The organism is Halomonas alkalisoli (assembly GCF_021412585.1).
In the GTDB taxonomy this organism is placed as follows: domain Bacteria; phylum Pseudomonadota; class Gammaproteobacteria; order Pseudomonadales; family Halomonadaceae; genus Halomonas; species Halomonas alkalisoli.
The window spans coordinates 34,487-59,734 of record NZ_JAKCMI010000037.1 but is presented as its reverse complement, the minus strand read 5'-3'; the positions used below and the strand labels follow the sequence as shown (position 1 = coordinate 59,734).

General features: G+C 64.3%; 29 protein-coding genes. 12 read left to right on the top strand and 17 right to left on the bottom strand.

Annotation, left to right across the window (positions count from 1 at the left end; genetic code table 11):
• Positions 1–4: 4 nt before the first annotated feature.
• The 3 genes from LY622_RS16455 to flgA all read right to left on the bottom strand — a co-directional run bounded on the left by LY622_RS16455 (position 5) and on the right by flgA (position 1,604).
• Entirely contained in the window at positions 5–454 is a 450-nt protein-coding gene (locus tag LY622_RS16455) for a flagella synthesis protein FlgN (protein WP_234291886.1), read from the bottom strand.
• Complete coding sequence (gene flgM, locus LY622_RS16450; protein ID WP_234291885.1) at positions 451–738, bottom strand: flagellar biosynthesis anti-sigma factor FlgM; 288 nt, start codon at positions 736–738, stop codon at positions 451–453. The genes LY622_RS16455 and flgM overlap by 4 nt, the downstream gene beginning before the upstream one ends.
• Positions 739–905: 167 nt before the next feature.
• Positions 906–1,604, bottom strand: coding sequence for a flagellar basal body P-ring formation chaperone FlgA (gene flgA / locus LY622_RS16445; RefSeq protein WP_234291884.1), 699 nt, complete (start codon positions 1,602–1,604; stop codon positions 906–908).
• A gap of 186 nt (positions 1,605–1,790) precedes the next feature.
• On the opposite strand from flgA, the gene flgB reads away from it, so the two are divergent.
• The 11 genes from flgB to flgL all read left to right on the top strand — a co-directional run bounded on the left by flgB (position 1,791) and on the right by flgL (position 12,621).
• A complete protein-coding gene (flgB, locus tag LY622_RS16440) occupies positions 1,791–2,204 on the top strand; it encodes a flagellar basal body rod protein FlgB (protein WP_234291883.1) in 414 nt (137 codons plus the stop codon).
• A gap of 31 nt (positions 2,205–2,235) precedes the next feature.
• Positions 2,236–2,643 (top strand): flagellar basal body rod protein FlgC, encoded by a 408-nt coding sequence (flgC, locus tag LY622_RS16435; protein WP_234291882.1) that lies wholly within the window; start codon positions 2,236–2,238, stop codon positions 2,641–2,643.
• A gap of 5 nt (positions 2,644–2,648) precedes the next feature.
• Complete coding sequence (gene flgD, locus LY622_RS16430) at positions 2,649–3,341, top strand: flagellar hook assembly protein FlgD (protein WP_234291881.1); 693 nt, start codon at positions 2,649–2,651, stop codon at positions 3,339–3,341.
• A gap of 69 nt (positions 3,342–3,410) precedes the next feature.
• Positions 3,411–4,676, top strand: coding sequence for a flagellar hook protein FlgE (gene flgE / locus LY622_RS16425; protein ID WP_234291880.1), 1,266 nt, complete (start codon positions 3,411–3,413; stop codon positions 4,674–4,676).
• Between the two features lie 45 nt (positions 4,677–4,721).
• The gene (locus tag LY622_RS16420; RefSeq protein ID WP_234291879.1) at positions 4,722–5,477 is read left to right on the top strand and encodes a flagellar basal body rod protein FlgF; all 756 of its coding nucleotides are present in this window, start codon (positions 4,722–4,724) and stop codon (positions 5,475–5,477) included.
• A gap of 48 nt (positions 5,478–5,525) precedes the next feature.
• Complete coding sequence (flgG, locus tag LY622_RS16415; RefSeq protein ID WP_234291878.1) at positions 5,526–6,308, top strand: flagellar basal-body rod protein FlgG; 783 nt, start codon at positions 5,526–5,528, stop codon at positions 6,306–6,308.
• A 50-nt stretch (positions 6,309–6,358) separates the two neighbouring features.
• Complete coding sequence (locus tag LY622_RS16410; protein WP_234291877.1) at positions 6,359–7,060, top strand: flagellar basal body L-ring protein FlgH; 702 nt, start codon at positions 6,359–6,361, stop codon at positions 7,058–7,060.
• Positions 7,061–7,176: 116 nt separating this feature from the next.
• Positions 7,177–8,238 (top strand): flagellar basal body P-ring protein FlgI, encoded by a 1,062-nt coding sequence (locus tag LY622_RS16405; RefSeq protein ID WP_234292044.1) that lies wholly within the window; start codon positions 7,177–7,179, stop codon positions 8,236–8,238.
• Positions 8,238–9,371 carry a flagellar assembly peptidoglycan hydrolase FlgJ gene (gene flgJ / locus LY622_RS16400; protein ID WP_234291876.1) on the top strand — a complete coding sequence of 378 codons (1,134 nt, stop codon included), beginning with the start codon at positions 8,238–8,240 and terminating at the stop codon, positions 9,369–9,371. Before LY622_RS16405 ends, flgJ begins: the two co-directional genes overlap by 1 nt.
• A 263-nt stretch (positions 9,372–9,634) precedes the next feature.
• Positions 9,635–11,308 carry a flagellar hook-associated protein FlgK gene (gene flgK, locus LY622_RS16395; protein WP_234291875.1) on the top strand — a complete coding sequence of 558 codons (1,674 nt, stop codon included), beginning with the start codon at positions 9,635–9,637 and terminating at the stop codon, positions 11,306–11,308.
• A 20-nt stretch (positions 11,309–11,328) separates the two neighbouring features.
• Positions 11,329–12,621 carry a flagellar hook-associated protein FlgL gene (gene flgL / locus LY622_RS16390; protein ID WP_234291874.1) on the top strand — a complete coding sequence of 431 codons (1,293 nt, stop codon included), beginning with the start codon at positions 11,329–11,331 and terminating at the stop codon, positions 12,619–12,621.
• Positions 12,622–12,896: 275 nt separating this feature from the next.
• On the opposite strand, the gene fliR is transcribed toward flgL, so the two are convergent.
• The 13 genes from fliR to fliF all read right to left on the bottom strand — a co-directional run bounded on the left by fliR (position 12,897) and on the right by fliF (position 24,052).
• Entirely contained in the window at positions 12,897–13,691 is a 795-nt protein-coding gene (gene fliR / locus LY622_RS16385; protein ID WP_234291873.1) for a flagellar biosynthetic protein FliR, read from the bottom strand.
• A 7-nt stretch (positions 13,692–13,698) separates the two neighbouring features.
• Complete coding sequence (fliQ, locus tag LY622_RS16380; protein WP_181514992.1) at positions 13,699–13,968, bottom strand: flagellar biosynthesis protein FliQ; 270 nt, start codon at positions 13,966–13,968, stop codon at positions 13,699–13,701.
• Positions 13,969–14,016: 48 nt separating this feature from the next.
• Positions 14,017–14,721, bottom strand: coding sequence for a flagellar type III secretion system pore protein FliP (gene fliP, locus LY622_RS16375; protein WP_234292043.1), 705 nt, complete (start codon positions 14,719–14,721; stop codon positions 14,017–14,019).
• 89 nt (positions 14,722–14,810) lie between these two features.
• Positions 14,811–15,248 (bottom strand): flagellar biosynthetic protein FliO, encoded by a 438-nt coding sequence (fliO, locus tag LY622_RS16370; RefSeq protein WP_234291872.1) that lies wholly within the window; start codon positions 15,246–15,248, stop codon positions 14,811–14,813.
• On the bottom strand, positions 15,245–15,820 hold the full coding sequence (gene fliN, locus LY622_RS16365; RefSeq protein WP_234291871.1) for a flagellar motor switch protein FliN: 576 nt from the start codon (positions 15,818–15,820) through the stop codon (positions 15,245–15,247). Before fliN ends, fliO begins: the two co-directional genes overlap by 4 nt.
• Complete coding sequence (fliM, locus tag LY622_RS16360) at positions 15,813–16,853, bottom strand: flagellar motor switch protein FliM (RefSeq protein ID WP_234291870.1); 1,041 nt, start codon at positions 16,851–16,853, stop codon at positions 15,813–15,815. Before fliM ends, fliN begins: the two co-directional genes overlap by 8 nt.
• An 18-nt stretch (positions 16,854–16,871) precedes the next feature.
• Positions 16,872–17,345 carry a flagellar basal body-associated protein FliL gene (gene fliL, locus LY622_RS16355; RefSeq protein WP_234291869.1) on the bottom strand — a complete coding sequence of 158 codons (474 nt, stop codon included), beginning with the start codon at positions 17,343–17,345 and terminating at the stop codon, positions 16,872–16,874.
• Between the two features lie 114 nt (positions 17,346–17,459).
• Complete coding sequence (locus LY622_RS16350; RefSeq protein ID WP_234291868.1) at positions 17,460–18,707, bottom strand: flagellar hook-length control protein FliK; 1,248 nt, start codon at positions 18,705–18,707, stop codon at positions 17,460–17,462.
• A gap of 19 nt (positions 18,708–18,726) precedes the next feature.
• On the bottom strand, positions 18,727–19,182 hold the full coding sequence (gene fliJ / locus LY622_RS16345; protein ID WP_234291867.1) for a flagellar export protein FliJ: 456 nt from the start codon (positions 19,180–19,182) through the stop codon (positions 18,727–18,729).
• Positions 19,179–20,579, bottom strand: coding sequence for a flagellar protein export ATPase FliI (gene fliI / locus LY622_RS16340; RefSeq protein WP_234291866.1), 1,401 nt, complete (start codon positions 20,577–20,579; stop codon positions 19,179–19,181). Before fliI ends, fliJ begins: the two co-directional genes overlap by 4 nt.
• Before the next feature lie 5 nt (positions 20,580–20,584).
• Complete coding sequence (locus LY622_RS16335; RefSeq protein WP_234291865.1) at positions 20,585–21,328, bottom strand: flagellar assembly protein FliH; 744 nt, start codon at positions 21,326–21,328, stop codon at positions 20,585–20,587.
• Positions 21,321–22,325: a flagellar motor switch protein FliG gene (gene fliG, locus LY622_RS16330; RefSeq protein ID WP_234291864.1), complete on the bottom strand. Its 1,005-nt coding sequence runs from the start codon at positions 22,323–22,325 to the stop codon at positions 21,321–21,323. The genes LY622_RS16335 and fliG overlap by 8 nt, the downstream gene beginning before the upstream one ends.
• Complete coding sequence (fliF, locus tag LY622_RS16325) at positions 22,322–24,052, bottom strand: flagellar basal-body MS-ring/collar protein FliF (protein WP_234291863.1); 1,731 nt, start codon at positions 24,050–24,052, stop codon at positions 22,322–22,324. The genes fliG and fliF overlap by 4 nt, the downstream gene beginning before the upstream one ends.
• Positions 24,053–24,343: 291 nt before the next feature.
• Here fliF and fliE point away from each other — a divergent pair, with 291 nt between their 5' ends.
• Positions 24,344–24,673 (top strand): flagellar hook-basal body complex protein FliE, encoded by a 330-nt coding sequence (gene fliE / locus LY622_RS16320; RefSeq protein ID WP_066452062.1) that lies wholly within the window; start codon positions 24,344–24,346, stop codon positions 24,671–24,673.
• A 200-nt stretch (positions 24,674–24,873) separates the two neighbouring features.
• On the opposite strand, the gene LY622_RS16315 is transcribed toward fliE, so the two are convergent.
• Positions 24,874–25,242: a flagellar protein FlaG gene (locus tag LY622_RS16315; RefSeq protein ID WP_234291862.1), complete on the bottom strand. Its 369-nt coding sequence runs from the start codon at positions 25,240–25,242 to the stop codon at positions 24,874–24,876.
• Positions 25,243–25,248: the final 6 nt, after the last annotated feature.

The following is a 25,248-nucleotide window of genomic DNA, read 5'->3' as shown; positions in this document are numbered from 1 at the left end:
AAGACTAGACCGAGGTATTGAAGCGTCCCGGCTGCGCCTTCACCCGCCCGCTGGCGCCATAGGTGGTCTTCTCGGCAGCTTCATGAATGAATTCGAGCAGGCGCTTGTTCTGGCCCATGCGCAGGCTGACCAGTTGGCCGTTCATGGCGTTGAGCCGATGGGCCTTCCGGGTCCGCTCCAGAGTGCTTTCCCACTCATGGAGGCAGCCGGCTTCGTCTGCCGCCTGGCGCGCACCGGCGGCACCCTCGGCATAGCCCAGGCGGTGCTGGACGCTATGGCGCAAGGTCTCGGTGGCTTCCAGCTGCTGCAGACGTTGCTGCTTATGTTCGGCAATCGCGGCCAGCCGACGCCCGTCGATATCGGCGGCGGCCAGCAGTTCGCGCTCCTGCTCAAGCAGTTCGATGACGCCATCGAGGCGCTGCTGCTGCTCGCGTAGAAGCTTCGCCAGGCTCATTCGTCACCTTTGGCCGCAGAGGGCAGCAGCGACTCTATCAACCCATCGGCGATGCGCTCGGCGCGAATTTCCATGCGCCCCTCGCGAATGGCCTCGCGGATCTCGTCGACCCTGGCGGTATCGATGTCGCGGGAGGTGTCGGTGGCATTCTGGCGCAGGTGCGTCGTGGCCGCGGGGCCGGCATCCTGCTGGCTCGACTGACTGGGACCCTTGACCGGCTGCGCTTCCTCGCGGGGCGTCGTCGGTGTGGGGCGAGTCAGGGGGTTCTGGCTATTGATCTTCACTGTATAGGCCTCGTGACCGGTGCTTTTACACGCTATCGGCTGCCCCGGGAAAAACTTTAGGCATGATATGGCGGATGCGTGCGAGGCGCATCCGCTGGAGGGTGTCATTCACCTCAATGCCATTCACCTAAATATATTAGTGTCGGCATGGCGTGTCGAACGCGCCCTCAGAAGTCGACGATCACTATCCCTTCTCCGGCCACTTCCCCGGTGACTACCTCGCGGGAATCGAAGCGTATCCGCACCCGGTCGCCCAGGCCGCCGGGCTCCAGCGCCTGTCCTTCGCGGGAGACCCGAAACCCCGACCCCCTGGCCTCGACCACGACACGCTGATTGCGCTCCACCAGTGGTAGGGAGCGGAACTGGTGGGCCTGAAGCGGCTGGCCGGCACGCAGCGTGCGTGTCGCGACTTGACCGATGATCTGCTCTGGGTCGAGCAGGCTGTTATTGGGCAGCTCTGCCAGGTTGCCCTGCTGCTGCACCAGGTGTTCCTGGCGGACCGTATCGCCGGCGTTGAGTGTCGCTGCCAGCACCGGGTACTCCCCTAGAACGCCGATGTCAGCCTGCATGTAGCGCACCTGGCGCCCATCGCTGCCGCAGCGTACCCCCACCGATACCCGCCCTAGAGGCAGTTCGCCTTCCCGGGTCAGAAAGGGCTGGGGCGATACGCACTCCGGCAACCGGGCCGAAGGGGGGCGTAGTTCGATGACGATCTCTTCGCCCAGGGACTGTGCCTCGCTGTGCAGAAAGCCATGCACGGCCTGAAGCAGGGCGTCGTCGTCGGCCTTGGCGATGCCGGGTAGCAGTACCAGGCTGGCGAGGAGCGGCCAGAGGGTGAGCGGAAGCTTGAAAGGGTGACGCTGCATGGCATTCGGCCGAGGTTGGTGATGGTGCCAGTGAATTCTAGCGTTCGGCGATCTCATGAAACAGTGGAAATGAATGCGGAAAACCGGCCTGTTCTTGCCATTGATGTGACATCACCCTGGCTATTCTTCAGTCTCAACAAGTTCCGCACACTGTTCATATGGGTTTCGACCACGGGGAGCGCCGGCATGATCGATCAGCTCGAGGCCGCCTTTAACTACCACCAGCAGGCGCTGGGCTTGCGCCAGGAGCGCCACAAGGTGCTGGCCAGCAATATCGCCAATGCCGACACGCCGAATTACAAGGCGCGCGACATGGATTTTGCCGGCGAGCTCAAGAAGGCGGTCGAGCATGGTCGCTCATCCGGTGGCGGTTTGTCACTGGCCAGGACGTCCGCGGGGCATCTTGCCGGTCAGGGCTTCGCGCGGCCGAGCCAAGGGCTGCTGTATCGGGTGCCGGATCAGCCGAGCCTGGATGGCAACACGGTGGACATGGATCGCGAGCGTACCCAGTTCGCCGACAATTCGGTGCGCTACCAGGCGGCGTTGACCATTCTCAACAGCCGTATCCAGGGGCTGAAGAGCGCCATGCAGCCGGAGTAAGCAGCCGGAACAACCAGAGAGAGATCGTTCCATGTCGATGTTTTCCGTTTTCGATATCGCCGGCTCGGCCATGAGCGCCCAGTCGCAGCGCATGAATGTCACGGCCAGTAACCTGGCCAATGCCGACAGCGTGGCAGGGCCGGATGGTGAGGCCTATCGCGCCAAGCAGGTGCTGTTCGAGTCGCGCCATCAGGGCGCCCATGGCATCGGTGGCGTGGGCGTGCGAAGTGTGGTGGAGGACCCTTCGCCCATGCGCATGGAGTACCGCCCCGAGCATCCCCTGGCCAACGAAGAGGGCTACGTGACCATGCCCAACGTCGAGCCGGTGCACGAGATGGTCAACATGATCTCGGCCTCTCGCTCCTACCAGGCCAACGTCGAAGTCATGAACACGAGCAAGCAGATGATGCTCAAGACACTCACCCTGGGTGAAGGGTAACCGCCATGTCCACGACCATTGATTCCAATGTCGTCACGCGCATGAACCAGGGTGGCCCGTCCAGTCGCGACGCCAGCCAGTCCGCCGAGCTGCGCAACAACTTCATGACCCTGCTGATCGCCCAGATGCAGCATCAGGACCCGCTCAATCCCATGGACAACCATGAGATGACCACGCAGCTGGCCCAGATCAACACCGTCAGCGGCATCGAGGATCTCAACAAGACCCTGAAGGGCATCACCAGCCAGATGGATGCCGGGCAGACGCTGCAAGCGGCCGGGCTGATCGGCCAGGGCGTGCTGGTGCCGGGCGATCGCGTGCTGATGGAAACCGATGAAGAGGGCAACGCCCACACCACGCCCTTCGGTATCGAACTCGGTCAGTCGGCCGAGAACGTGCGCGTGACGATCACCAACGCCAGCGGCCAGGTGGTCAATCGCTATGACATCGGTTCGGTCAAGGCCGGGGTCGAGTCCTTCACCTGGGACGGCAGGACCACCGAGGGCGAAACGGCAGCGCCGGGTGCCTATCGAGTGCGTGTCGAAGCCACCAGTGGCGACAAGACGCTAAATGCCTCCACGCTCAACTACGCCGTGGTCGGCGGGGTCACGCCGCCGGATGGCAATGGCGGCGTGAAGCTCGACCTCGGTGCCATCTATGGCCAGGTGGGCCTGGGTGACATCAAGCAGATCCTTTGATTCGCAACATTGGTTTCCTAATCAGAACCGCGATAGCGGCATAAAATTCGGCAGGCAGAGGAACGAAACATGAGCTTTTCACAAGCACTGAGTGGTTTGAATTCCCAGGCGCAGAAACTGGGCACCATCGGCAACAACATCGCCAACTCCCAGACTGTGGGCTTCAAGGGCTCCAACGTGCAGTTCTCGGATGTCTTCGCCGGTTCGAAGGTCGGCCTGGGCACCCGGGTGTCGTCCGTGCTGCAGAACTTCAATGAAGGCAACGTCGAGTCCACCAACCGCAACCTGGATCTGGCGATCGCCGGCGACGGCTTCTTCCGTTTCCAGGATCCCAGCGGCGAAGTGGTCTACTCGCGCAACGGCCAGCTGACGATGACGTCGCAGGGCGACCTGGTCAACGCCCAGGGTGCGCAGATCATGGGCTACGGCCTCAATGCCGCTGGCCAGGTGCAGGTGGGTGGCCAGCCGGTGCCGCTGAACGTATCGGCGGAAGAGCTGGATGCGAGCGCCACCACCCGCGTTGGGACCACGTTCAACCTGGATGCCCGCAAGGTGATAGGTGAAGAGCGGAGTACGGTGGAAGCAACCGACTCGACGGGCAACCCAGCCATGATCGACTACCATTATTCCAACAATTTCACTGTCTTTGATTCGCTCGGTAATCCGCGCAACATCACTGTCTACTATGAAAAGACCGCGGCCAACGTGTGGACTGCCAAGATGACTCTCGACGGCACCACGCTGGACGATGGCGCGGGTAACGTGAACGAGTACTCCGTTCAGTTCGATAGTAATGGCAAGCTGGTCAATGGTGGCGGCGACGTCGATGCCAACGGTGCAATCCCGGGCATAACGTTCGATGCGGCCGCTTATTTCGGTGGTGAGCCGGAGGATCTCACCTTCGACCTCAACCTTGCCGGTTCTACACAGTTCGGCAATACCTCCACGGTCAGCAGCCTGAACCAGAACGGCTATACCTCCGGCACCCTGGTAGGCATCACCATCAACGATGACGGCACCATCATGCGCAACTACTCCAACGAGCAGTCGCGCCCGGCCGGTCAGGTCGCCCTGGTCAGCTTCCGCAACCCCGAAGGGCTGACGCCCTCCGGCGACAACGTCTGGACGGCCAGTGCCGCTTCCGGCCAGGAGCTGATCGGCACGCCGGGCACCGGCCTGCTGGGCAGCGTGGTCTCCGGCGCCATCGAGACTTCCAACGTGGATATGGCCCGTGAGCTGGTGGCGATGATCGTGGCGCAGCGGGCCTACCAGGCCAACTCCCAGACGATCAAGACTCAGGACGAGCTCCTGCAGACCGCCATCAACCTGCGCTAAGCGCTAATACCAAGCACTAATACCAAGCGCTAAGGGAGCCGAGCCATGGATCGCATTCTCTACACCGCCATGAGCGGGGCCAAGCAGAGCATGGATCAGCAGGCGGTGGTCAGCCACAACCTGTCGAACGTGTCGACTGCCGGGTTTCGCGCCCAGCTGCATGCCATGCGTGCCGTGCCGGTACAGGGCGAAGGCGTGCTGCCGACCCGGGTGTCGGTGGCGGCATCCACGCCGGGCAGCGACTTCTCGCCGGGCCCCATCAACCACACCGGGCGGCCCATGGACATCGCGCTGGAAGGCGACGCCTGGATCGCCGTGCAGGCCGAGGACGGCACCGAGGCCTATACCCGGCGGGGCGATCTCGAAGTCGACGGCGACGGCCTGGTTACCCTGGTGGGACGGCCGGTGATCGGCGACGGCGGGCCCATCATCGTGCCGCTGGGTGCCAGCGTCTCGGTGGGTGCCGACGGTACCCTCAGCGGCATCGGTGAAGGAGAGAGCCCCGAAGCGCTGGTGGATATGGGGCGTATCAAGCTGGTCACCCCGGAACAGGCGCTGCTGCGTGGCGATGACGGTCTCTTCCGTCCGGCTCCCGATGCGGACGGTGAAGTGGCAGCGCTGCCTGCCGACGAGAATGCCAGGGTCGCCAGCGGTGCGCTGGAGGGCAGCAACGTCAGCGCCATCGAGGCGATGGTTTCGATGATCGACGTGGCGCGGCGCTATGAAATGCAGATGAAAGTGATCAGCACCGCTGATGAAAATGCTCAGCGGGCCAATAACCTGCTTTCTATACAGGGCTGATGGCCTGACAGCTAGGCACTTTATAAAGCGGTGCCCGAGGAAACGAATATGATCAAGTCACTTTGGACGGCCAAGACCGGTCTGGAATCCCAGCAGGTCAAGCTGGATGTCATCTCCAACAACCTGGCCAACGTCAGCACCAACGGCTTCAAGCGCTCGCGTGCGGTGTTCGAGGATCTGCTTTACCAGAACCTGCGTCAGCCCGGTGCCCAGAACGACGTGCAGAACCGCCTGCCTTCGGGCATGCAGGTGGGCTCCGGCGTTCGCCCCGTTGCCACTGAGCGCCTGCACACCCAGGGTGGGCTCGAACAGACCGAGAACTCCCGCGACCTGGCTATCAACGGCAACGGTTTCTTCCAGGTGCTGATGCCGGATGGTTCCACGGCCTACACCCGCGACGGCAGCTTCCAGCTCAATGAGAACGGCCAGATGGTCAACGCCAATGGCTATCCACTGGAGCCAGCCATCATCCTGCCGCCGACCACCCTGTCGGTTTCCATCGGCGAGGACGGCATCGTCTCGGTGACCCAGCCGGGCGACAACCAGTCCATGGAAGTGGGCCAGATAACCATCTCGACCTTCGTCAACGCGACCGGGCTCGAGAGCATCGGCGGTAACCTCTACCGGGAGACCACTTCTTCCGGGCCTCGCAACGAGACCATGCCGGGCATGAACGGGGCCGGCCGCCTGTTCCAGGGCTATGTGGAAACCTCCAACGTCAACGTGGTGGAGGAGATGGTCAACATGATCCAGACCCAGCGCGCCTACGAGATCAATAGCCGCGCCGTTCAGACCAGCGACGAGATGCTGGCCCGTTTGAGCCAGCTCTGACAGACGACGGCATGATGATTTCCACTCCCTGCCATGGGAAGCGAGCAAGCATGAAAGGCGCGGGTTTTTCGATATCGAGGCTGGCCCTGGTCCTCCTCGCCCTGGTGGCGCTGGCCCTGAGCGGTTGCGCACAGGTTCCTCGTGCCTCCGTGGTGGGGGAGCAGGAGCAGATCGCCATCATGGAGCCGCCCCCTCGCCTGGCCAACGGCTCGATCTATCAGGCGCATCGCGGTTCCCAACCGCTGTTCGAGGATCGGCGGCCGCGCATGATCGGCGACATCCTTACCATCGTGCTGGACGAGCAGGTGAGTGCCAACAAGAACTCACAGTCCAACGCGAATCGCAGCGGTTCAGCAGGGCTCGATATTTCAGCGCTCCCCGATGTGCTGGAGCGCCTGGCGGAGCAAGGCATCGACCTGTCCGGCAATCTCTCCGGCAATAGCGACTTTGCCGGCGGCGGTGGTTCCCAGGCCAGCAACAGTATGACCGGTACCATCACCGTGTCGGTACTCGAGGTGATGCATAACGGCAACCTGCGAGTGCGTGGCGAGAAGCAGATCGCCATCAATCAGGGCGTGGAGTTCATCCGTTTCTCCGGCGTCGTGAATCCGCGCACCATCACCGGCCAGAATACCGTGCCCTCCACGGCGGTGGCCGATGCCCGTATCGAATACGTGGGTAGTGGCTATATCCATGAGGCGCAGCATATGGGCTGGCTGCAGCGATTCTTCCTCAATATATCGCCCTTCTAACGATGACCGAATACCGAGGCGCAGGCATGACGCTGTTCAAGACGCTTACCATGACGTTTCCCCGTCCGCATGCACACCGCTTCGTGGCGAAGCTGGCGCTACTGCTGTTGGCCGGCATGTTGGCACTGCCGGTTCAGGCCGAGCGGATTCGCGAGATCGCCAACTTCGCCGGCGTGCGTGACAACGTGTTGGTGGGCTACGGCCTGGTGGTCGGGCTGGACGGTACCGGCGACCAGACCATGCAGGCGCCATTCACCGGTCAGAGCCTCTCCAACATGCTGTCGCAGCTCGGCATTACCGTGCCGCCGGGCACCAACATGCAGCTGCGCAACGTGGCCGCGGTCATGATAACCGCCGACCTGCCGCCGTTTTCTCGCCCCGGCCAGCGGCTTGACATCAATGTCTCCTCCATCGGCAACGCCCGCAGCCTGCGTGGCGGCACCCTGCTGATGACGCCGCTCAAGGGTGCCGATGGCGACACCTACGCCATCGCCCAGGGGAACCTGCTGGTGGGCGGCATGGGTGCCGCCGCCGGCGGGGCCGCCGTTCAGGTCAACCAGCTGGCCGGTGGTCGTATCGCCGGGGGGGCCATGGTGGAGCGGGAAGTGCCGCTCAACCTGGGCGCCGAGGCGGGGCTGCTCGAACTCGAGCTCAAGCAGGCCGACTTCGGCACCGCCCAGCGTGTGGTCAACGCCATCAACAGCGAGTTCGGCCGGCCCGTTGCCGCCGCCCGCAATTCCCGCGTGATCGCCCTGGACGGGCCGATGAACGAGAACTCTCGGGTCAACTTCATGGCCCAGGTGGAGAATATCCAGGTGACGCCCATGGAGGCGCCGGCCAAGGTGGTCTTCAATGCCCGTACCGGCTCGGTGGTGATGAACAGCGCGGTCACCCTGCGCCGGGCCGCCGTGGCCCATGGCAACCTCTCCATCGTCATCGATACCCGCTTCCTGGTCAGCCAGCCGCCGCCCTTCGGCGACGGCGAGACCGTGGTGGTGCCCGACACCGAAATCGAGATCCAGGAACAGGACGCCTACCTGCGTGTGGTCGAGGGCGCCGACCTGGTGGACGTCGTCAACGCGCTGAATGCCCTGGGCGCCACGCCCAGCGACCTGATGTCGATCCTCGAAGCCCTCAAGGCCTCCGGCTCGCTGCGTGCCGACCTGGAGATCATCTGATGAGCATCCAGGATTTCAGCAGCCAGTTCGCCCTCGACGTTCAGGGCCTAGAGCGCCTCAAGCACACGGCACGCAACGATGAAGCCGCCGGCCTCAAGGGGGCCGCCCAGCAGTTCGAGGCGCTCTTCCTGCAGATGATGCTCAAGAGCATGCGTGATGCCACCCCGACCACCGGTCTGCTTGACAGCGAGCAGACCGAGTTCTACCAGTCGATGCTTGATCAGCAGTGGGCACAGACCATGGCCGGGCGCGGCATCGGCCTGGCCGATCATCTCGTCGCCCAACTGCAGAGCCAGGGCGTGGGGGCGGGTCGGCAGGCACAGCAAGCCGACCATGAGCTCAACGAACTCATCGCCGGCATTCCCCGCGGTACGCCACGTGTACTGAAGGATGCCCTGCAGCCTGCCGAAGGCGAGGGGGCAGAGGACGAAAATAAAGATGAGCGTCGTGTCGACAGCGTGGTCGAGGCACCGCCCGCGAGCTTCCTGGACGAGCTGGAGACCGCCCGCGGGGGCTTCATGTCCGCCGTGGACGCCTTGCCGGCAACGGCGGCAGCGGCGGGAACAGAGGTCCAGCGTAACGCCGTGGCCGCTGCTGGCAGTGCAGCCGAATCACGCAGCCGTGGCCAGAGCGGCGAGCACGTCCAGCGGTTCATGGACAAGCTCTCGGCGCCCGCCCAGGCGGCAAGCCGGCGGACCGGCGTTCCTGCGGAATTGATCCTGGCCCAGGCGGCGCTGGAAACCGGCTGGGGGCGTCACGAGATTGCGAAGGCCGATGGCGGCAACAGCCATAACCTCTTCGGCATCAAGGCCGGCAGCAGCTGGCGCGGGCCCACCACGGACGTGACGACCCACGAGTACATCAACGGCAAGCGAACCCGGATCGTCGACTCCTTCCGTGTCTACGGCTCCTTCGAGGAGGCCTTCACCGACTATGCCAACCTGATCGGCAACAACCCGCGCTATGCGGCGGTGACCACGGCGGGCAGTGCCGAACAGGCGGCCAGGGCGCTGCAGGCCGGGGGCTATGCCACCGACCCGGCCTACGCCGACAAGTTGATCGCGATCATGAACACCATGGGGCCGCAGGTCGCCCAGCGTGACAACGACTCGCTGGTCTTCCTGCGCTACTGAGGCGCTGTAGGAGCGCTCGGTTCGGCGCTCCGAGTTCCCATCGCGACTGGCGCCGCTAGGCGCCTTGGCGGAGACCGCACCGCCAGCGATAGACGCCAGCATAGGCAACACTGCCAGGAGGCTTTCAGCCTCCAGTCGCGAGCTAAAGCTGCTCCGACAGTGCGGCCATCACATTCCTTGCCGTTACACGTCAGTCTGCGAGGAGTCTAAAGTTCTGGGTCTACAGGCCGATAACTTGGGTATTGGCGAAAGGAAACAACACCATGAGCATGTTCTCTATCGGTCTCAGCGGCCTGAATGCCGCTCAGAATGCGCTGAATACCACCAGCAACAACATCAGCAACGTCTATACGCCGGGCTACAATCGTGAACTGACGATTCTTGGCCAGCAGGGCGCTACCGCTGGCGGCGTGCAGGTCAACGACATCCAGCGTCAGTTCAGCCAGTTCGTCGCCTCGCAGCTCAATGCCGCGACCAGCTCGTCCAGCGCGCTTGCGACCTACGAGAACCAGATCAGCCAGATCGACAACCTGCTGGCCGATCGGGAGGCGGGCCTGGCCCCGCTGATGCAGAATTTCTTCTCCTCCCTGGAGGACCTGGCCGGCGCCCCGTCCGATCCCGCTGCGCGGCAGGGCGTGCTGGGTACGGCCAATACGCTGACCGCCCAGTTCCGGGCATTCGACGGCTACCTGCAGGACATGCAGGAGGGCATCAACGGTCAGATCAGCGACGAAGTCACCCAGATCAACAACATGACCGAGCAGATGGCGACCCTCAATCGGGAGATCGCCCTGGCCAGGGCGCGCAGCGGCGAGGCCCCCAACAGCCTGCTCAACCAGCGGGACCAGCTGGTACATGAGCTCAGCGAGCGCATGGATATCAGGCTCAATATCCAGGATGGCAAGTCCTACAACATCAGCCTGCCCAACGGCCAGCCGCTGGTGGCCGGTACCAATCACTACCGCCTTGAAGCCATGGATGCACCCAACGACCCGCAGCGCACAGTGCTGGGCTATCGGGACTCCGGCGGCAACCTGGTGGCCATGCCCGAGGACACCATCAAGGGTGGCACACTGGGTGGGCTGATGACCTTCCGCGCCGAGACCCTGGACAAGACCCAGAACCAGATTGGCCAGCTCGCCGTATCGCTGGTGGTCGGTTTCAACGAACAGCATGCCAAGGGCATGGATCTCAACGGCGAGCAGGGCGGTGATTTCTTCAGCATTGGCCAGCCACGGGCTTACTCCAACCCGCGCAACACCGGCGTGGAGGAGGTCGTTGGGGCTAGCTTTGACGCGGCGAATATCGACCAGCTTCGTGCGACTGACTATACGGTGCGCTTTGGCAACGCTGGCGATCCCCCCCAGGTCTTCCGCAAGGACAATGGCCAGCAGTTGGCGGCTGCTCAAGTCGATTGGGACGATGCCACCGGGACGCTAGGATTTGGCGGCATCACGCTGGAATTCAGCGGCACACCGGCGAATGGCGATCGTTTCGAGGTACAGCCGGTTCGTCGCGCTACCGCCGATATGCAGAGCGAGATCATCGACCTGGACAAGATTGCCGCGGCTCAACCGATCAATCCTGATGAGCCTCCCGAAGATTGGATCATTTCCGGCACTGGCGATAACCGCAATGCCCTGGCGCTGCAGAACCTGCAAAGCCAGGCGCTGGTGGCGGGTCGGTCGTCCCTTAGCCAGGCCTACGGCGGCATGGTCAGCGATGTGGGCAACCAGGCGAATATCGTCAAGGTCAACCTCGACGCACGACAGGGCCTGACCGCCCAGCTCAAGGCGGTGCAGCAGTCTGAATCCGGGGTCAACCTGGATGAGGAGGCGGCCAACCTGATCCGCTACCAGCAGTTCTATTCCGCCAACGCCCGGGTGATCGATACCGCGTCAACGGTCTTCGATACCATTCTCGGTCTGCGTAACTGATTCGAAGGGAGTCCAGCGCGATGCGTATCAGCACCGTCACCATGTTCGAGCAGAGCGTCTCGTCCATGAACCGTCAGCAGGGCGACTTCCTCAAGGTCGGTCAGCAGATCGCCAGTGGCCGTCGGGTGGTCAATCCCTCCGACGACCCCCAAGCCTCGTCCCGGGCAGTGGGCGTATCCCAGGCCAAGGCGATTACCCAGCAGTTCGCCGATGCGCGGGTCTCTGCCCGCAACTCGCTGTCACAGGCGGAAAGCGTCCTCAACAGCGTCAGCGATGCGGTGACCAGCGCCAAGACGCTGCTGGTCCAGGCGGCTAGCGACACCCTGAGCGATGTCGACCGCCAGTCGGTGGCAAGCGAACTACGCGGTATCTATGAGACGCTGATCGGCCAGGCCAACGCCTCCGACGGCAATGGCCGCTACCTGTTCGGCGGCTATCGCGACGACTCGCCGCCCTTTGCCCGTACCGCCGGCGAAGGCGTTCAGGGCACCCAGTATATCGGCGACGAGAACACCCGTGAGCAGCGCATTGATGCATCGCGCCTGCTGCCGGTGGCCGATAACGGCAAGTCGATCTTCCAGAGCGTGCCCAGCGGGGCCGGCTATGTCGCCAGGGCTGAGCAGGTGTCGGCTGGCGAGATCAGCATAGGCACCCAGCAGGGCCATGTGCGCAATGAAGGTAGCGTCGCCTTCACCGGGCCCAGTCGAGTGGATCCCGGTAACGAGCATTTCGGCAAGCCGTTCGAGCTCACCTTCGGAGAGGATGTCGATGGCAATCCCGTCTACTCCGTCAACGCGCTCAATGCGGACGGTACGACAACCCCGCTTGTTACCGACGAACCTTATGAGTCCGGTAAGGCGGCCAGCTTCGGCGGTATCAGCATCACCCTCGAAGGCACGCCTGCCGATGGCGACCAGATCCAGCTGCGTCCGGCCAATGCCGAGGGTGCCAACCAGGACCTGTTCAAGTCGATGAAGGACGCCATCGACGTGCTGGAGATGGACCAGGAAGGGACACCGGAAAATCGCGCTCACTTCCGCAATACGATCAACTCCGTGATGCGTGAGCTCGACAACAGCCTCGACAATGTCCTCACGGTGCGTGCCTCCATGGGTGCACGTCTCAACGAGCTGGATGTAGTCGACGCCGTGGGCAGCAATCGCATGATGAACTACGACAAGACGCTATCCGACCTGGTGGACCTGGACTACAGCGAAGCCATCGCCGAATACAGCCTGCGTCAGGTGGGTCTGCAGGCGGCCCAGAAAGCCTTCGTCGACGTGAAGGGGCTGTCGCTGTTCAACTTTCTATAGTCTTAGCGGCTTATAGTTTCCTGATTACGCATAAGGCTCAGCAGGCGCCTGGTGGAGGCCGCCGCGTTGGCGGTGATCGTTGGCGTCGGCAACACCGCCGGGAGGCCTGCGGCCTCCAGTCGTGAGCTGAAGCTACTCCTACAGCGGAATGGCAACGTTGGTGGAGAAAGCCGCTGTTTGACTTCGCTTCCCTGAGGCCGGGCGCTTGCCCGGCCTTTTTCGCCGCCCCGGCCCGCCTGGGCGGTTTTTTTTGCTTGCTCGAAAGGGGGAGAGAGTCAGGCGCCCAGGGGAGCGAGCATATCGATGAGCTGGTACATGAACTGCAGGCCGTTGCTGAACAGGCGCTGCAGGAAGCGGCCCATGTCGGTCATCAGCACCATCAGCAGGATCAGGCCCACGGTGAGGGAGGTGGGGAAGCCGATATTGAACACCGTCAGCTGCGGCGCCGAGCGGTTGAGAATGCCCATGGCCAGGTTGATGATCAACAGTGAACCGACCAGCGGCAGGGCCAGCGACATGCCGGCAATGAAGATGGTGCCGCCGTAGCGCACCATCATCTCGAAGGCCGCGGGATTGAAGGCGCCGATGCCGACCGGCAGGCTATGGAAGCTGGTGGCCAGCGCCTCCAGCACCATCAGGTGGCCGCCCAGGGCCAGGAACATCAGCAGCGTGATCATGAAGAAGATCCGCGACAGGATCATGGTGTTGGTGCCGCTGCCGGTATCGAAGAAGGTGGCGAATGCCAGGCCCATCTGCAGGCCGATGAACTCCCCCGCGGCCTGCACCACGGCGAATACCACGTGCATGACCAGGCCGATGGCGATGCCGATCAGCATCTGCTCCACCATCAGGCCGAAGCCGGCCCAGGAGACGATCGGTATGTCGGGCATGGCGGGCAGTACCGGCGCGATCACGAGCGTCACCAGGAACGCCAGGCCGATCTTGGCCTGGTTGGGCACGCTGGAATGGCCCCAGAGCGGCGAGGCGACCAGGAAGGAAGTGATCCTCACGAAGGGCCAGAACAGTATTACCAGCCAGCCGTGCAGCTGGGCAAAGGTCACCTCGACCATGGCGGTCTCACATCAACATGCTGGGGATGCTGGTGAACAGGTTGCGGGTGAAATCGGTGATCAATTTCAGCAGCCAGGGTCCGGCGAATACCAGTACGGTAAAGACGCCCAGGATCTTGGGAATGAACGATAGGGTCATCTCGTTGATCTGGGTCGCGGCCTGGAAGAGGCTCACGGTCAGGCCGGTCAGCAGTGCGGTGATCAGCAGGGGGCCGGCCAGGAAGAGCGTGACGCGCATGCCCTGGTAGGCGATGCCCATAACCATTTCCGGTGTCATTCTTCGCTCCTTGCCGACATCTGGGTGTCGACCCAAAGGGTTTCAGCGCTAGATATAAAAACTTTCCGCCAGCGAGCCGATGATCAGCTGCCAGCCGTCTACCAGCACGAACAGCATCAGCTTGAAGGGCAGGGAGATCGTGGCCGGCGGTACCATCATCATGCCCAGCGACATCAGGGTGCTGGCCACCACGAGGTCGATGATCAGAAAGGGAATGAAGATGGTGAAGCCGATCTGGAACGCCGTCTTCAGCTCGCTGGTCACGAATGCCGGCACCAGGATCCGCAGCGGCACATCCTCCGGTCCCTGCATGGGGCCGATTTCCGCCAGCCGGGCGAAGAGCGCCAGGTCGGGCTCCCGGGTCTGGGCCAGCATGAATTCGCGGAACGGCTGCTGGGCCAGCAGCAGGAACTCGTCGAAATTGATCTCGTCGCCGGTCAGCGGTACCCAGGCCGTTTCGTAGACGATGGAAAAGACCGGCGCCATCACGAAGAAGGTCAGGAACAAGGCCAGGCCCAGCAGCACCTGGTTGGGCGGCGTGGCCTGGGTGCCCATGGCGGTACGCAGCAGGCTGAGCACGATGATGATTCGGGTGAAGCCGGTCATCATCAGCAGCGCCGCGGGCAGAAAGGCCATGGCGCTGAGCAGCAGCAGGGTCTGCAGCTGGATCGACCACTGCTGGCCGCCATCCTCCAGCGGCTGGCTGACGATGCCCGGCAGCTGCTGTGCCACGGCTGCGACCGGCATTGCCATCAGCAGAAGCGCTCCCAGCAGGGCAAGCAGGGCCCCGCACCGGGTCCTTGGCATCGTCTTGGGCCGGGTCTTGGGAAATGCTGGGTGAATCATGAGGCTCCCCGACCGGGGCCTCCCAGTCCGGCATTGTGCTTGAGGGCACGGGCAAAGCGGGTGGCAAAGCGCTCCCCCTGCAGGTCGGCGATGTCAGGCTCGCGGGGGCGCTCGGGTGCCTCCAGCTCATGCAGCTTGTTGATCTGGCCACCGCCCACGCCGAGCACCAGCCAGGTGCCTTCGACCTCCACGATCACCAGGCGCTCGCGGCTGCCCAGCGCGGTGCTGGCGACGACCTGCAGATGACCTCCGGCGGCGCGGCGCTGCGGCCCCCAGCGCTTGAGCAGCGCCGTGCAGACCAGGATGATGGCGATGACCAGGCCCAGGGCGGCAGCCGTCTTGCCCAGCGTTGCCATGCCGACCAGGGCATCGCCGCCCACAGCCAGCGCCTCTAGCCCTGTTGCCTGAGCCTCGGAGGAGGGGGTGTCTCTCATCGGTTCAGTTTCTGGACCCGTTCGGAGGGCGTGATGATCTCGGTGATGCGGATACCGTACTTGTCATCCACCACGACCACTTCGCCCTGGGCGATCAGGTAGCCGTTGATCAGGATATCCATGGGCTCGCCGGCCAGGCCGTCGAGCTCGATGACCGACCCCTGGGCGAGTTCCAGCAGCTGCTTGATGGTGAGCTTGGTGCGGCCCAGCTCCACGGTCAGCTTGACCGGGATGTCCATGATCATTTCCAGATCGCGGGCCGTACCGCCGTCGCTGCCCTTGTCCAGCGGGCGGAAGATGCGATCGCCGGCAGCCTGGGGGGCCGGCGCGGCGACGCCCCGGTCGGCCGCCGCCGCCTCCTGTTCGCTGGACTCGGCGGCCTCCTGCTCGGCCAGCGCCTCGGCCCAGGGGTCGTCATCGCCAGCGGAGCCGCCGGCCGCCTCCTGCTCGGCCATGGCTTCTGCCCAGGGGTCGTCTTCGGCCTTGGCTTCCGCAGCCTCCTGTTCGGCCATGGCTTCGGCCCAGGGGTCATCGTCGGGAATATTCTGATCGGGCTTCTTGGGATCAGTCATGCTTGGATTCCTTGGCTTGAGGCACAGCGCCCTTCTTGAAGGCATCGGGTGAGTTCTGCGCACCATGATCGATGATGCGGATGACACGCAGCGCGCGCTGTTCGTGCTGGCTGCCGTAGTCGCACTCCATGACCGGAACCCCATCCACACTGGCGGTCACGGTTTCCGGAAGCTCCAACGTCAGTACGTCCCCGACCTTCAGCGCCATCACATGGGCGATGCGGCTGGGAACATCGGCAAAATTGGCAATGAGTTCCACCTCGGAGTGGCGGATCTCGCCGGCCATGCGCTTCGACCAGGTGCCGTCCTGGTCGTGATGGCTGTCATTGAGCGGGTTGGCCAGCAGGTCGCGCACTGGCTCCACCATCGAATAGGGGATGCAGATCTGGAAGTTGCTGGAGAGATTGCCGACCTCGATATTGAAGCTGGTATTCACCACGATCTCGTTGGGCGAGTTGGTGATGTTGGCGAACTTGGACTGCATCTCCGAGCGCAGGTACTGGATTTCCAGCGGATAGACCGACTTCCACGACTCCTCGTAGGCCTCGATGGCCAGCCGCAGCAGGCGCTGGATGATGCGCTGCTCGGTATTGGTGAACTCCCGGCCCTCCGACTTGGTCAGGAAGCGTCCGTCGCCGCCGAACAGGTTGTCCACCACCATGAATACCAGGTTGGGGGGGAACACGATCAGCGCCGACCCGCGCAAGGGCTTCATGGCGATGATGTTGATGTTGGTCGGTACCGGCACGTTGCGCGAGAAGTCGCTGTAGCTCTGGTAGCGTACCGAATCCACCGTGATGTCGGCGCTGCGACGCAACAGGTTGAACAGCCCCATGCGGAAGTGCCGCGCGAAGCGTTCGTTGATGATGTCCAGCGCCTGCAGGCGCTCGCGGATGACGCGATGCTGGGACGCGGGATCATAGGGACGGATGCGAGACGTCTCACCACTGCCTGCGGCAGGTTCGTCGTCTCCGCTGACCCCCTTCAGCAGGGCGTCGATCTCATCCTGTGACAGTAGATCGTCTTGGGACATGGCGGCCAGGGCACCCGGTTATTGCACGATGAACTCGGTGAACAGCACGTCCCGAATATCGAGAGGCGGCTGCGGTTCGGTCAAGGGGTCGGACAGCACGGCAACGACTTCCTCGCTCAGCCGGCGCTTGCCTTCCGGCGAGGTGAGCTGGCTGGCCTGCTTGCCGGAAAACAGCATCAACAGCCGGCTGCGAACCTGGGGCATGTGCTCGTGGAGAATCGCCCGGGTTTCCTCGTCGCCGACCTTCAGCGACAGCCCGGCATAGAGCAGGCGGGAACCGAAGTCGTCGTCGGCGAGGTTCACGGTGAAGGGGTCGATCTTGAGGAAGATCGGCGCCTGCCGCTCGAGCTGCTGCCCCTGGATGTTGCCTGAGCCACCGTTACGGTCGCTCATGACCATATAGATCGCTACCCCGGCTGCCGCCGTGGACATCAGTACCAGCAGTATCATCAGCCACAGCAGCTTGGATGAGCCACCCGTCGATTTCGCCATTGCCTTGCCTATCGTGAAGTGTTGGTCCAGCCGGAAAAGGGCAGTATGCGGAAATCGCGCGGGTCATGATGAAAGGAACAGACCGCGCGAACGGCCCTATCTTGGCAATTTGTCTCAGGCGTAGAGGTTCACCCGTCCATCCAGGCTGACGCCCGTTGCGTTCTCGGCCATGCCGATCTCGGCGGCGGAAGGCAGCTGTCCGTCATCCTCATTGGCGCCGCTGCCTCGCTGGCCCTGCTGGTTGGCGAAGGCCTGCCCCTCCTGCTGGCGCTGTTCGCCCACGGAGGTTTCGCCCAGGGAGATTCCCTGCTCGGCCAGCGCCTCACGCAGCTGCGGAATGGCCTGTTCGAGAACCTGGCGGACCTGGGCATGGGCGGAGAGGAACTGCGCCTGCGCACCCTGTTCGGTCATCTTCAGGGTAACGGAGAGCGGGCCCAGTTCGGCCGGGTTCAGCTTCATCTCGATCTGCTGCTCGCCACCATGGCGGGCGAACTGCACCAACTGCTGGCCAAGCTGGCCTGGCCAGGCCTGGGATTGCACCGGCGAGGGCAGGCTGGCCTGGGCCACCATGGGCTGTGGGGCGGTACCTGCGGGCTGGGTGGCCGCCTGCAGGCTGGGTGAGGTCGGCTCGATCATGGCGGGGCGAAGGGCTTCTGCCGCCATGCCACGCAGTTCGCCCGCATTCGGCTGCGGGGCCATATCGGCCGAGCGAGCGAACTCGGCGGCCCGCAGTGGCCGCTCGGACGTGCCGGTCTCCAGCTGTGCGAGCAGTGCCGCTCGAGGCGTGGATTCCAGGGCGTCGCGACCGGCCGCTTGCTGGGGTTGCGCCAGTGACGCATTCAGGGCGGCCTCGGCGGAGCTCGCCGGGCGTGTTTCCAGTGTCCGCGCCGGGTCGCCGGCGGCCTGACGCAGGGCATCGGCAGCGGCCAAGGCGGTCTCGGCACGTGCGGTGGGCCTGGCGGCCTGTTCCGCTACCGTGGCCTGAGGGGCGGCGAGATCGGCCAGCGGGCGAGTCTCGGCTTGGGCAGGGCCGTCGATCAGTGCCAGGCGCTCCATGATCTCGGTAAGCGACAGCGAGTCGGGCAGGGGAGCCGCCTCCATGTCCGCGACGAGATCCGGGTCATGGGCGCTCAGTGCCTGCAGCATCACCTGCTGGGCCGCCATGGTCGGCGGCAGGGCGGGCCTGACGCCTTCTGTCAGTTGGGCAGACAGCTGGGCGGGCTGTTCGCCCGGGGCACCGGACTGCGAGCGGCCGGCGCCGGCCAGGGCCAGGGCGAAGTGGCCGCCGGAAGCGCTGCCACTCGGCTCGGCCTTGCCCATGGGCTTGCCCGGCAGGGCGGAAAGCATCATCTGGATATCCATTATGATCTCCTGGCTCGGATCACGAATCGCGCTCGGGGCGCTGGCGAAGCAGCCGTCCGGCGGCCATTTCGTCACTGTTGCGTTGCTCGCGCCGCGCTTCGTGCTTCTGCAGCTCGGTGTTGCGGCGAGAGGAAAGGGTGTCGTAGGCCGACAGGCGCTTCTGCTCCTGCTGCCACTGCTGCTGGCTCTGCTGGACGCGTTGCTGCTGCGAGGCCAGTGCCTCCCTGGCGCGCTGGAGGGCGGCATCCAGGGAGGCGAGGAACTGCTGGTAGTTGTGCATGCTGGCGGGGTCGATGCCGTCGCGCATGGCGGTCTGAAGCCGCTCGGCGTACTCCAGCCGATATCGACTGAGGGCATCGAGCTGGGCCGCGACCTGACGTTCGCTCATGCGTTCCCCGGCCAGCAGTTGGCCGGCCTGGTCGCGGGCATCCCGGGCGAGATCGCCGAGCATGGCGAGCTGTGACGATGCACTCATTGCCTGACTCCTAGGGTCTCAGCGAGAACCTGTCGAGAGGCCTCGATCGAGGCATTTTCATGAATGCCCTGCTGGAGGAACTGCTCCAGCAGCGGATAGCGCTGGACGGCTTCGTCCAGCTGCGGGTCATGACCCGGGCTGTAGGCACCGACGCTGATCAGGTCGCGGTTGCGCTGGTAGCGCGAGAAGAGCCGCTTGAAAGCCTGGGTCATGGTCAGCTGTTCGTCGTCGATGATGTGTGTCATGACGCGGCTGATCGAGGCCTCGATATCGATGGCCGGGTAGTGCCCGGCCTCGGCCAGCGTTCGGGACAGCACGATATGGCCGTCGAGAATGGCGCGGGCCGAATCGGCGATCGGGTCCTGCTGATCGTCGCCTTCGGTCAACACGGTATAGAAAGCGGTAATCGAGCCCCGGCCGCGTTCCGCATTGCCGGCACGCTCCACCAGGCTGGGAATCTTGGCGAAAACCGACGGCGGATAGCCCTTGGTCGCGGGGGGCTCGCCGATGGCCAGGGCGATCTCGCGCTGGGCCATGGCATAGCGCGTCAGCGAGTCCATGATCAGCAGGACGTTCTTGCCCTCGTCGCGGAAGCCTTCCGCCAGGCGTGTGGCATAGGCGGCGCCCTGCAGGCGCTGCAGCGGCGAGGTATCGGCCGGAGCCGCTACCACCACGGCGCGGCGACGCCCCTCCTCACCGAGGATATTGTCGATGAAATCCTGCACCTCGCGTCCCCGCTCGCCGATCAGCCCCACCACGATCACATCGGCGCCGGTATAGCGGGCCATCATGCCCAGCAGCACCGACTTGCCCACACCGGAGCCGGCGAACAGCCCCATGCGCTGGCCGCGGCCCACGCTGAGCAGCGCGTTGATGGCGCGGATGCCGACATCGATCTGCTCGTTGATCGGGGCGCGGGCCAGCGGGTTGAGCGGCGGGGTGGAGAGCGGCGCCCGGGGGGCGCTCTCCAGCGGGCCGAAGCCGTCGAGGGGATCGCCGTTGCCGTCCACCACCCGGCCGAGCAGCGATTCGCCCAGGGGAAAGCGGCGCGCGGTATGGTCGGGGCCGTCGCCCAGAGGAAAGACGCGGGCGCCGGGCATCAGGCCGGTGATCTCCGACAGCGGCATCAAGAACAGCCGCTCGCCGGCGAAGCCGACCACTTCGGCTTCGGCGAAGCGCGGCGACTCGTTGCCACCCGGTGAGACCAGCTCGATACGACAGGCGTTGCCCAGGGCCACCCGCAGGCCGATCGCCTCGATCACCATGCCGGTGGCCCGCAATACCCGACCGCTGGTACGAAATCCCGGCACGGTCTCCACGCGCTCGCGCACATGCTGCAGCGTCTGCTGCCAGCGTGCCTGATGCGCATTGCGTGGCTGTGCCAGGGTTTCGGGCATGTCGCTCACTCCTGTTCGTCTGCTGCGGGCGTGGAGGGGCGCCGGCGGCGCACCTGAGCCTTGACCGCTTGCCAGCGGCTCTCCCAGGTGGCATCGAGCTCGCCGCTGGCGCTGGTGACGCGACAGCCGCCGCGGCTGAGCTGGTCGTCGGGCTGAAGTTTCCAGCCGGCGGCCCCCAGCTCCTGGCCGAGATGCTGCTCCACCAGCTTGTGGTCCAGGGGATGCAGCCACAGGCGCTGCTGTCCCGTCAGCGGCGGGTCGGTGTGCAGCAGTGCCCTGACCAGTTCGAGAACTTGCCGGGGACGGGCCTTCAAGGCCTCGCCGGCCAGCTGGCGGCCGGTCGCGAGTGCCAGCTCCACCATGTCATTGGCCACTTCTTCATCGAGCACGGCCAGGGCTTCGGAAAACTGCTCCGCCAGCGGCTTGAGAGGCGCCAGCACCTCGCGGGTGCGCTGCTTCAGCTCCTGCTCGGCCTCCTGGCGTCCTTCCGCCAGGCCCTGGGCTTGGCCCTCGCTGCGGCCCTCCTCGAAGCCGGCCTTGAAGCCCTCTTCGCGGGCTTCGCGCAGGGTCTTCTCGCGCAGGGCCTTGAGTTCGGCCTGGCGGCGAAAGCGCTCCTGGCGAGCGGCATCCTCTGCCGGCTTGGTGGCCCGCTCGGCATCGTGGCGGCGGCTCTCCGCCTGCAGTTCTCCCATCTGCCAGCGGCGCCAGGCCGCCGACTGCTCGGGAGGAGAGGGCGTGCGATCAGACATAGGTGTCGTCTCCGCCGCTCAGCACGATGTCGCCGGAGTCCGCGAGGCGGCGAACCACCTGCAGGATCGACTTCTGCTCCGCTTCCACCTGGGAGACCCGGATTGGCCCGCGAGCCTCCATGTCCTCGCGCATCAGGTCGGCAGCGCGACGGGACATGTTGCGCAGGAACTTCTCCATGAGCCCTTCCGGCGCTCCCTTGAGTGCCACCACCAGGGAGTTGGTGTCGATCTCCTTGAGCACCATCTGGATGCTGCGATCGTCCAGGTCCATGAGGTTCTCGAACAGGAACATCTCGTCGATGATCTTCTGTGCCAGGTCCTCGCTGTGCGCCCGCACCGTCTCGATGGCGGTCTCCTCCTGGGCGGAGTTCATCAGGTTGAGGATCTCGGCCGCGGTTCTCACGCCGCCCATCTTGCTGCGCTTGAGGTTCTGGCCGTCGAGCATGCCCGACAGCACTTCGGTGAGCTCCTGCAGGGCGGCCGGCTGCACGCCGCTGAAGGTGGCGATGCGCAGCACCACATCGTTGCGCAGCTTGTCGTCGAACAGCTCGAGGACATCGGCGGCCTGGTGGCGCTCCAGGTGAACCAGGATGGTGGCGATGATCTGCGGGTGCTCGTCGCGGATCAGCTCCGCCACCATCGGCGCTTCCATCAGGTTGAGCGAATCGATGCCGCTGCTGCTGCCCGAGGACTCGAGGACGTCCTCGATCAGGCTGGTGGCGCGCTCGCTGCCCAGTGCCTTGGTCAATACCGAGCGAATATGCTCGCTGGAGTTGAGATTCAGCGAGATGAACTCTTCGGTCTCGTCGCTGAAGTCCTGCAACACCTTCTGCATGTCTTCGTGAGAGACCTGGTCCATATCGGCCATCTCCATGCTGAGCTGCTGGATCTCCTTGGGCGACAGGTACTTGAACACCTCTGCGGCGCTGTCCTCGTCCAGGGCCAGCATCAGGATGGCGCTGCGGCGTACGCCGCTCATGGCTTTTGCGGTGCTCATTCTTTATTCATCCAGCTGCGAACGATCATGGCAATCATGCGCGGATCCTCCTGGGCCAGTTCACGCAGCTCGGCAAGGTGGTCCTCATAGGCCGACGACTTCCGCTTGCGCTTCGGCTTCTGATAAGTGCGCGAGGTCTCGATGTCCTCTTCCAGCTCGCCGTCGATCCCTTCCGGGGTCTCGTCGTCGACCCGGACTCGCAGGCCGGTGCCCGGCGCCGAGGCCAGTAAGGGCTGCTGTGTGTGGCGCTTGATCAGCGGGCGCAGGATCAGCAGATAGGCCAGCAGGGCGCCCAGTGCCACCAGCAGGTAGCGGCCGAAGGTCAGCGCCAGGTTGTGCACCTCGGGCGACTGCCACCACTCCAGGGTTTCCTCCTCGTCCACGGGGCGGCTGAAGGGGCTGTTGACCACCTCGATGTCATCGCCACGGGCCTGGGAGAAGCCCATGGCCTGACGCACCAGCCGCTCGATCTGGGCGACTTCCACATCGCTCAGCGGGACACGCTGCCACACGCCTTCCTCATCGCGCTGTTCGCGATAGTCCACCACCACCGCGGCGGACAGGCGCTGCACCTGCCCCTGGCGGTGCTGGACATGCTCGATATTGCGGTCGACTTCATAGTTGATCACGCCGTCCTGGCGCAGGTTGCTCAGCGCCAACAGCTCCTGTTCGGCTTCCTCGAGGAGCTCACCATCCTCATCGACCGGCAGGTTGATGGGGGAGGGCGCGGTGCCGGGGGGCGTGTTGCTCAGCGCGCCGGGGATGCCCATGGCCAGGTCGTCGCCGCCGCTGTAGGAGACACTGGACTGGCGGCTGCGCACCGCGGCTTCGTTGGGTGGCTGGTTGGGGCCGAAACGCTCGTTGGTCTCTTCCCGGCGCGAGAAATCGATCTGGGCGGCCACCTGGGCCCGCACGTTCTGCTGACCAAGGATCGGCGCCAGGATGTTCTCGATGCGCTGCTGGAAAGAGCGCTCCACCTCGGCGATATAGTCGAGCTGTGTCGCATCCAGGCCGCGGCGGTTGGCGCCGGGCATGGAGAGCAGGCGGCCGCTCTGGTCGACCACCGTGACGTCTTCGGCGGCCAGCTCGGGAACGCTGCTGGAAACCATATGAATGATGGCATTGACCTGGCCGTCGCCGATCACGCGGCCCGGCTCGAGCGTCACGATGACCGAAGCCTTCGCCGGCTCCTGGTCCCGCACGAAGACCGAGGAGCGGGCCATGGCCAGGTGAACGCGGGCCCGGGACACCGGGCCGAGGGATTCGATGGAGCGGGAGAGTTCCCCTTCGAGGCCGCGCTGGAAGTTGACCTGTTCGGCAAACTGGCTGACGCCGAAGGCCTGGCTGTCCATCAGCTCGAAGCCCACGTTGCCGCCCCTGGGCAGACCCTGCTCGGCCAGCTGCAGGCGCAGGCCGTGCACCGCATCCCCGGGCACCAGCAGCGCCGTGCCGCCCTCGCTGAAGCGATAGGCCACGCCGCGGCTCTCCAGCTCGTTGATGATGCGACCGCCGTCGGCCTCGGTGAGGTTGCTGTAGAGCACACGGTAATCGGGCTCCCGCGCCCACATCAGCAGCACCACCACGATCGCGATCGTGGCGGCGCCGCCAATCAGGATCACGATCAGCGGGTTGCCGCGCATCTGCTCCTGAACGCGCTGAAGCAGCGCGCTCGTTGGCGGGCTGGACGTGGTCTCCTGACGACCCGGCGTCGCGGCGCCATTGCTCATGCGCACCTCCATGGAGAGGCGCCGTTCGTCGCTTGAAAACTCTTACTCGAAGATGGCATTGAGTGCATCCGTCCACCGCATTCTGGCTACCCTTGCGGGCGCAACTGTGATGAACGCTATTATGCGAACCCTCGTCGAGTCCAAAGGCGGGAAAAGCCCGTGTTTTTCATGCCATTTGCCAGTATGGTCGCCGGACCACAGCTGATAGCCTTGGCAGCATTCCCAGGAACGACAGTTCCTTATAACTCTAGAAACGACAGTTCCGATCCAACAGAACGGGGGCCGCGAGCCATGAGTTCACCAGCCATCCAATCCGCGCTAGCCCAGATGCAGACCCTGGCGACTCAGGCCGGCGGACAGGCTGCCAAGGGGCAGCAGGTCTCGACCATGGTGGGGCAGGGCGGTTTCGCCGGTGAGCTGCAAGCCTCCATCCAGCGCATCAACCGCCTGCAGCAAGCGTCCAGCGCCAAGGCGATGGCGTTCCAGGCCGGCGATCCCAACGTGGAGCTGAACGACGTCATGGTCGACATGCAGAAGGCCAGCGTGGCCTTCCAGATGGGGCTGCAGGTGAGGAACCGCCTGGTTTCCGCCTACCGTGACGTCATGAACATGCAGGTCTAGGAGCCTGTCGGACTTAACGCTGATCTACTGCGAGATCCGGTCAAATCCGACAGCCTCCTAGGCTTTGTCTGAAAAGTCGGCGAGCGAAGGCCAGACAAGGCAAAAATCGGCGAAAAGACGGAGTTTACGGGGTGTAAATGAGTACTTTGAGCCGATTTTTAACGCCGTATGGCCGAGCGCAGCCAGTTTTCGGACAGAGCCTAGGCTTCCAGGTGAATCAGGCGGCCCTGCAGCTCATCCAGCCTTTCGGCAATGGCCAGCACTTCCTCGCTGGGAATCTGCCGCAATACGTCGCCGGTCTCCCGGTCCACGATCCGCGTCACCACCCGTGACGGCATCTCGTTGAGCTCGAATTCCACGCCATGCTGGCGAAGCACTTCATTGATACGCTGAATCGGCTCGACCAGGTCCGCCTGGGCGGGTGTATGGCCGTGGCTCTCGGCCTGGCTCAGCATGGTTCCGGCTGTCGGCAGCGAAGCCAGTACGGTTTCCTTGCGCTGCCGCGGAGTCAGGTCGTGCAGCGCCGAAGCGCTCAAGCTGTTGGTGGCATCGGTAAGCGGTGAAGACATGGTCTG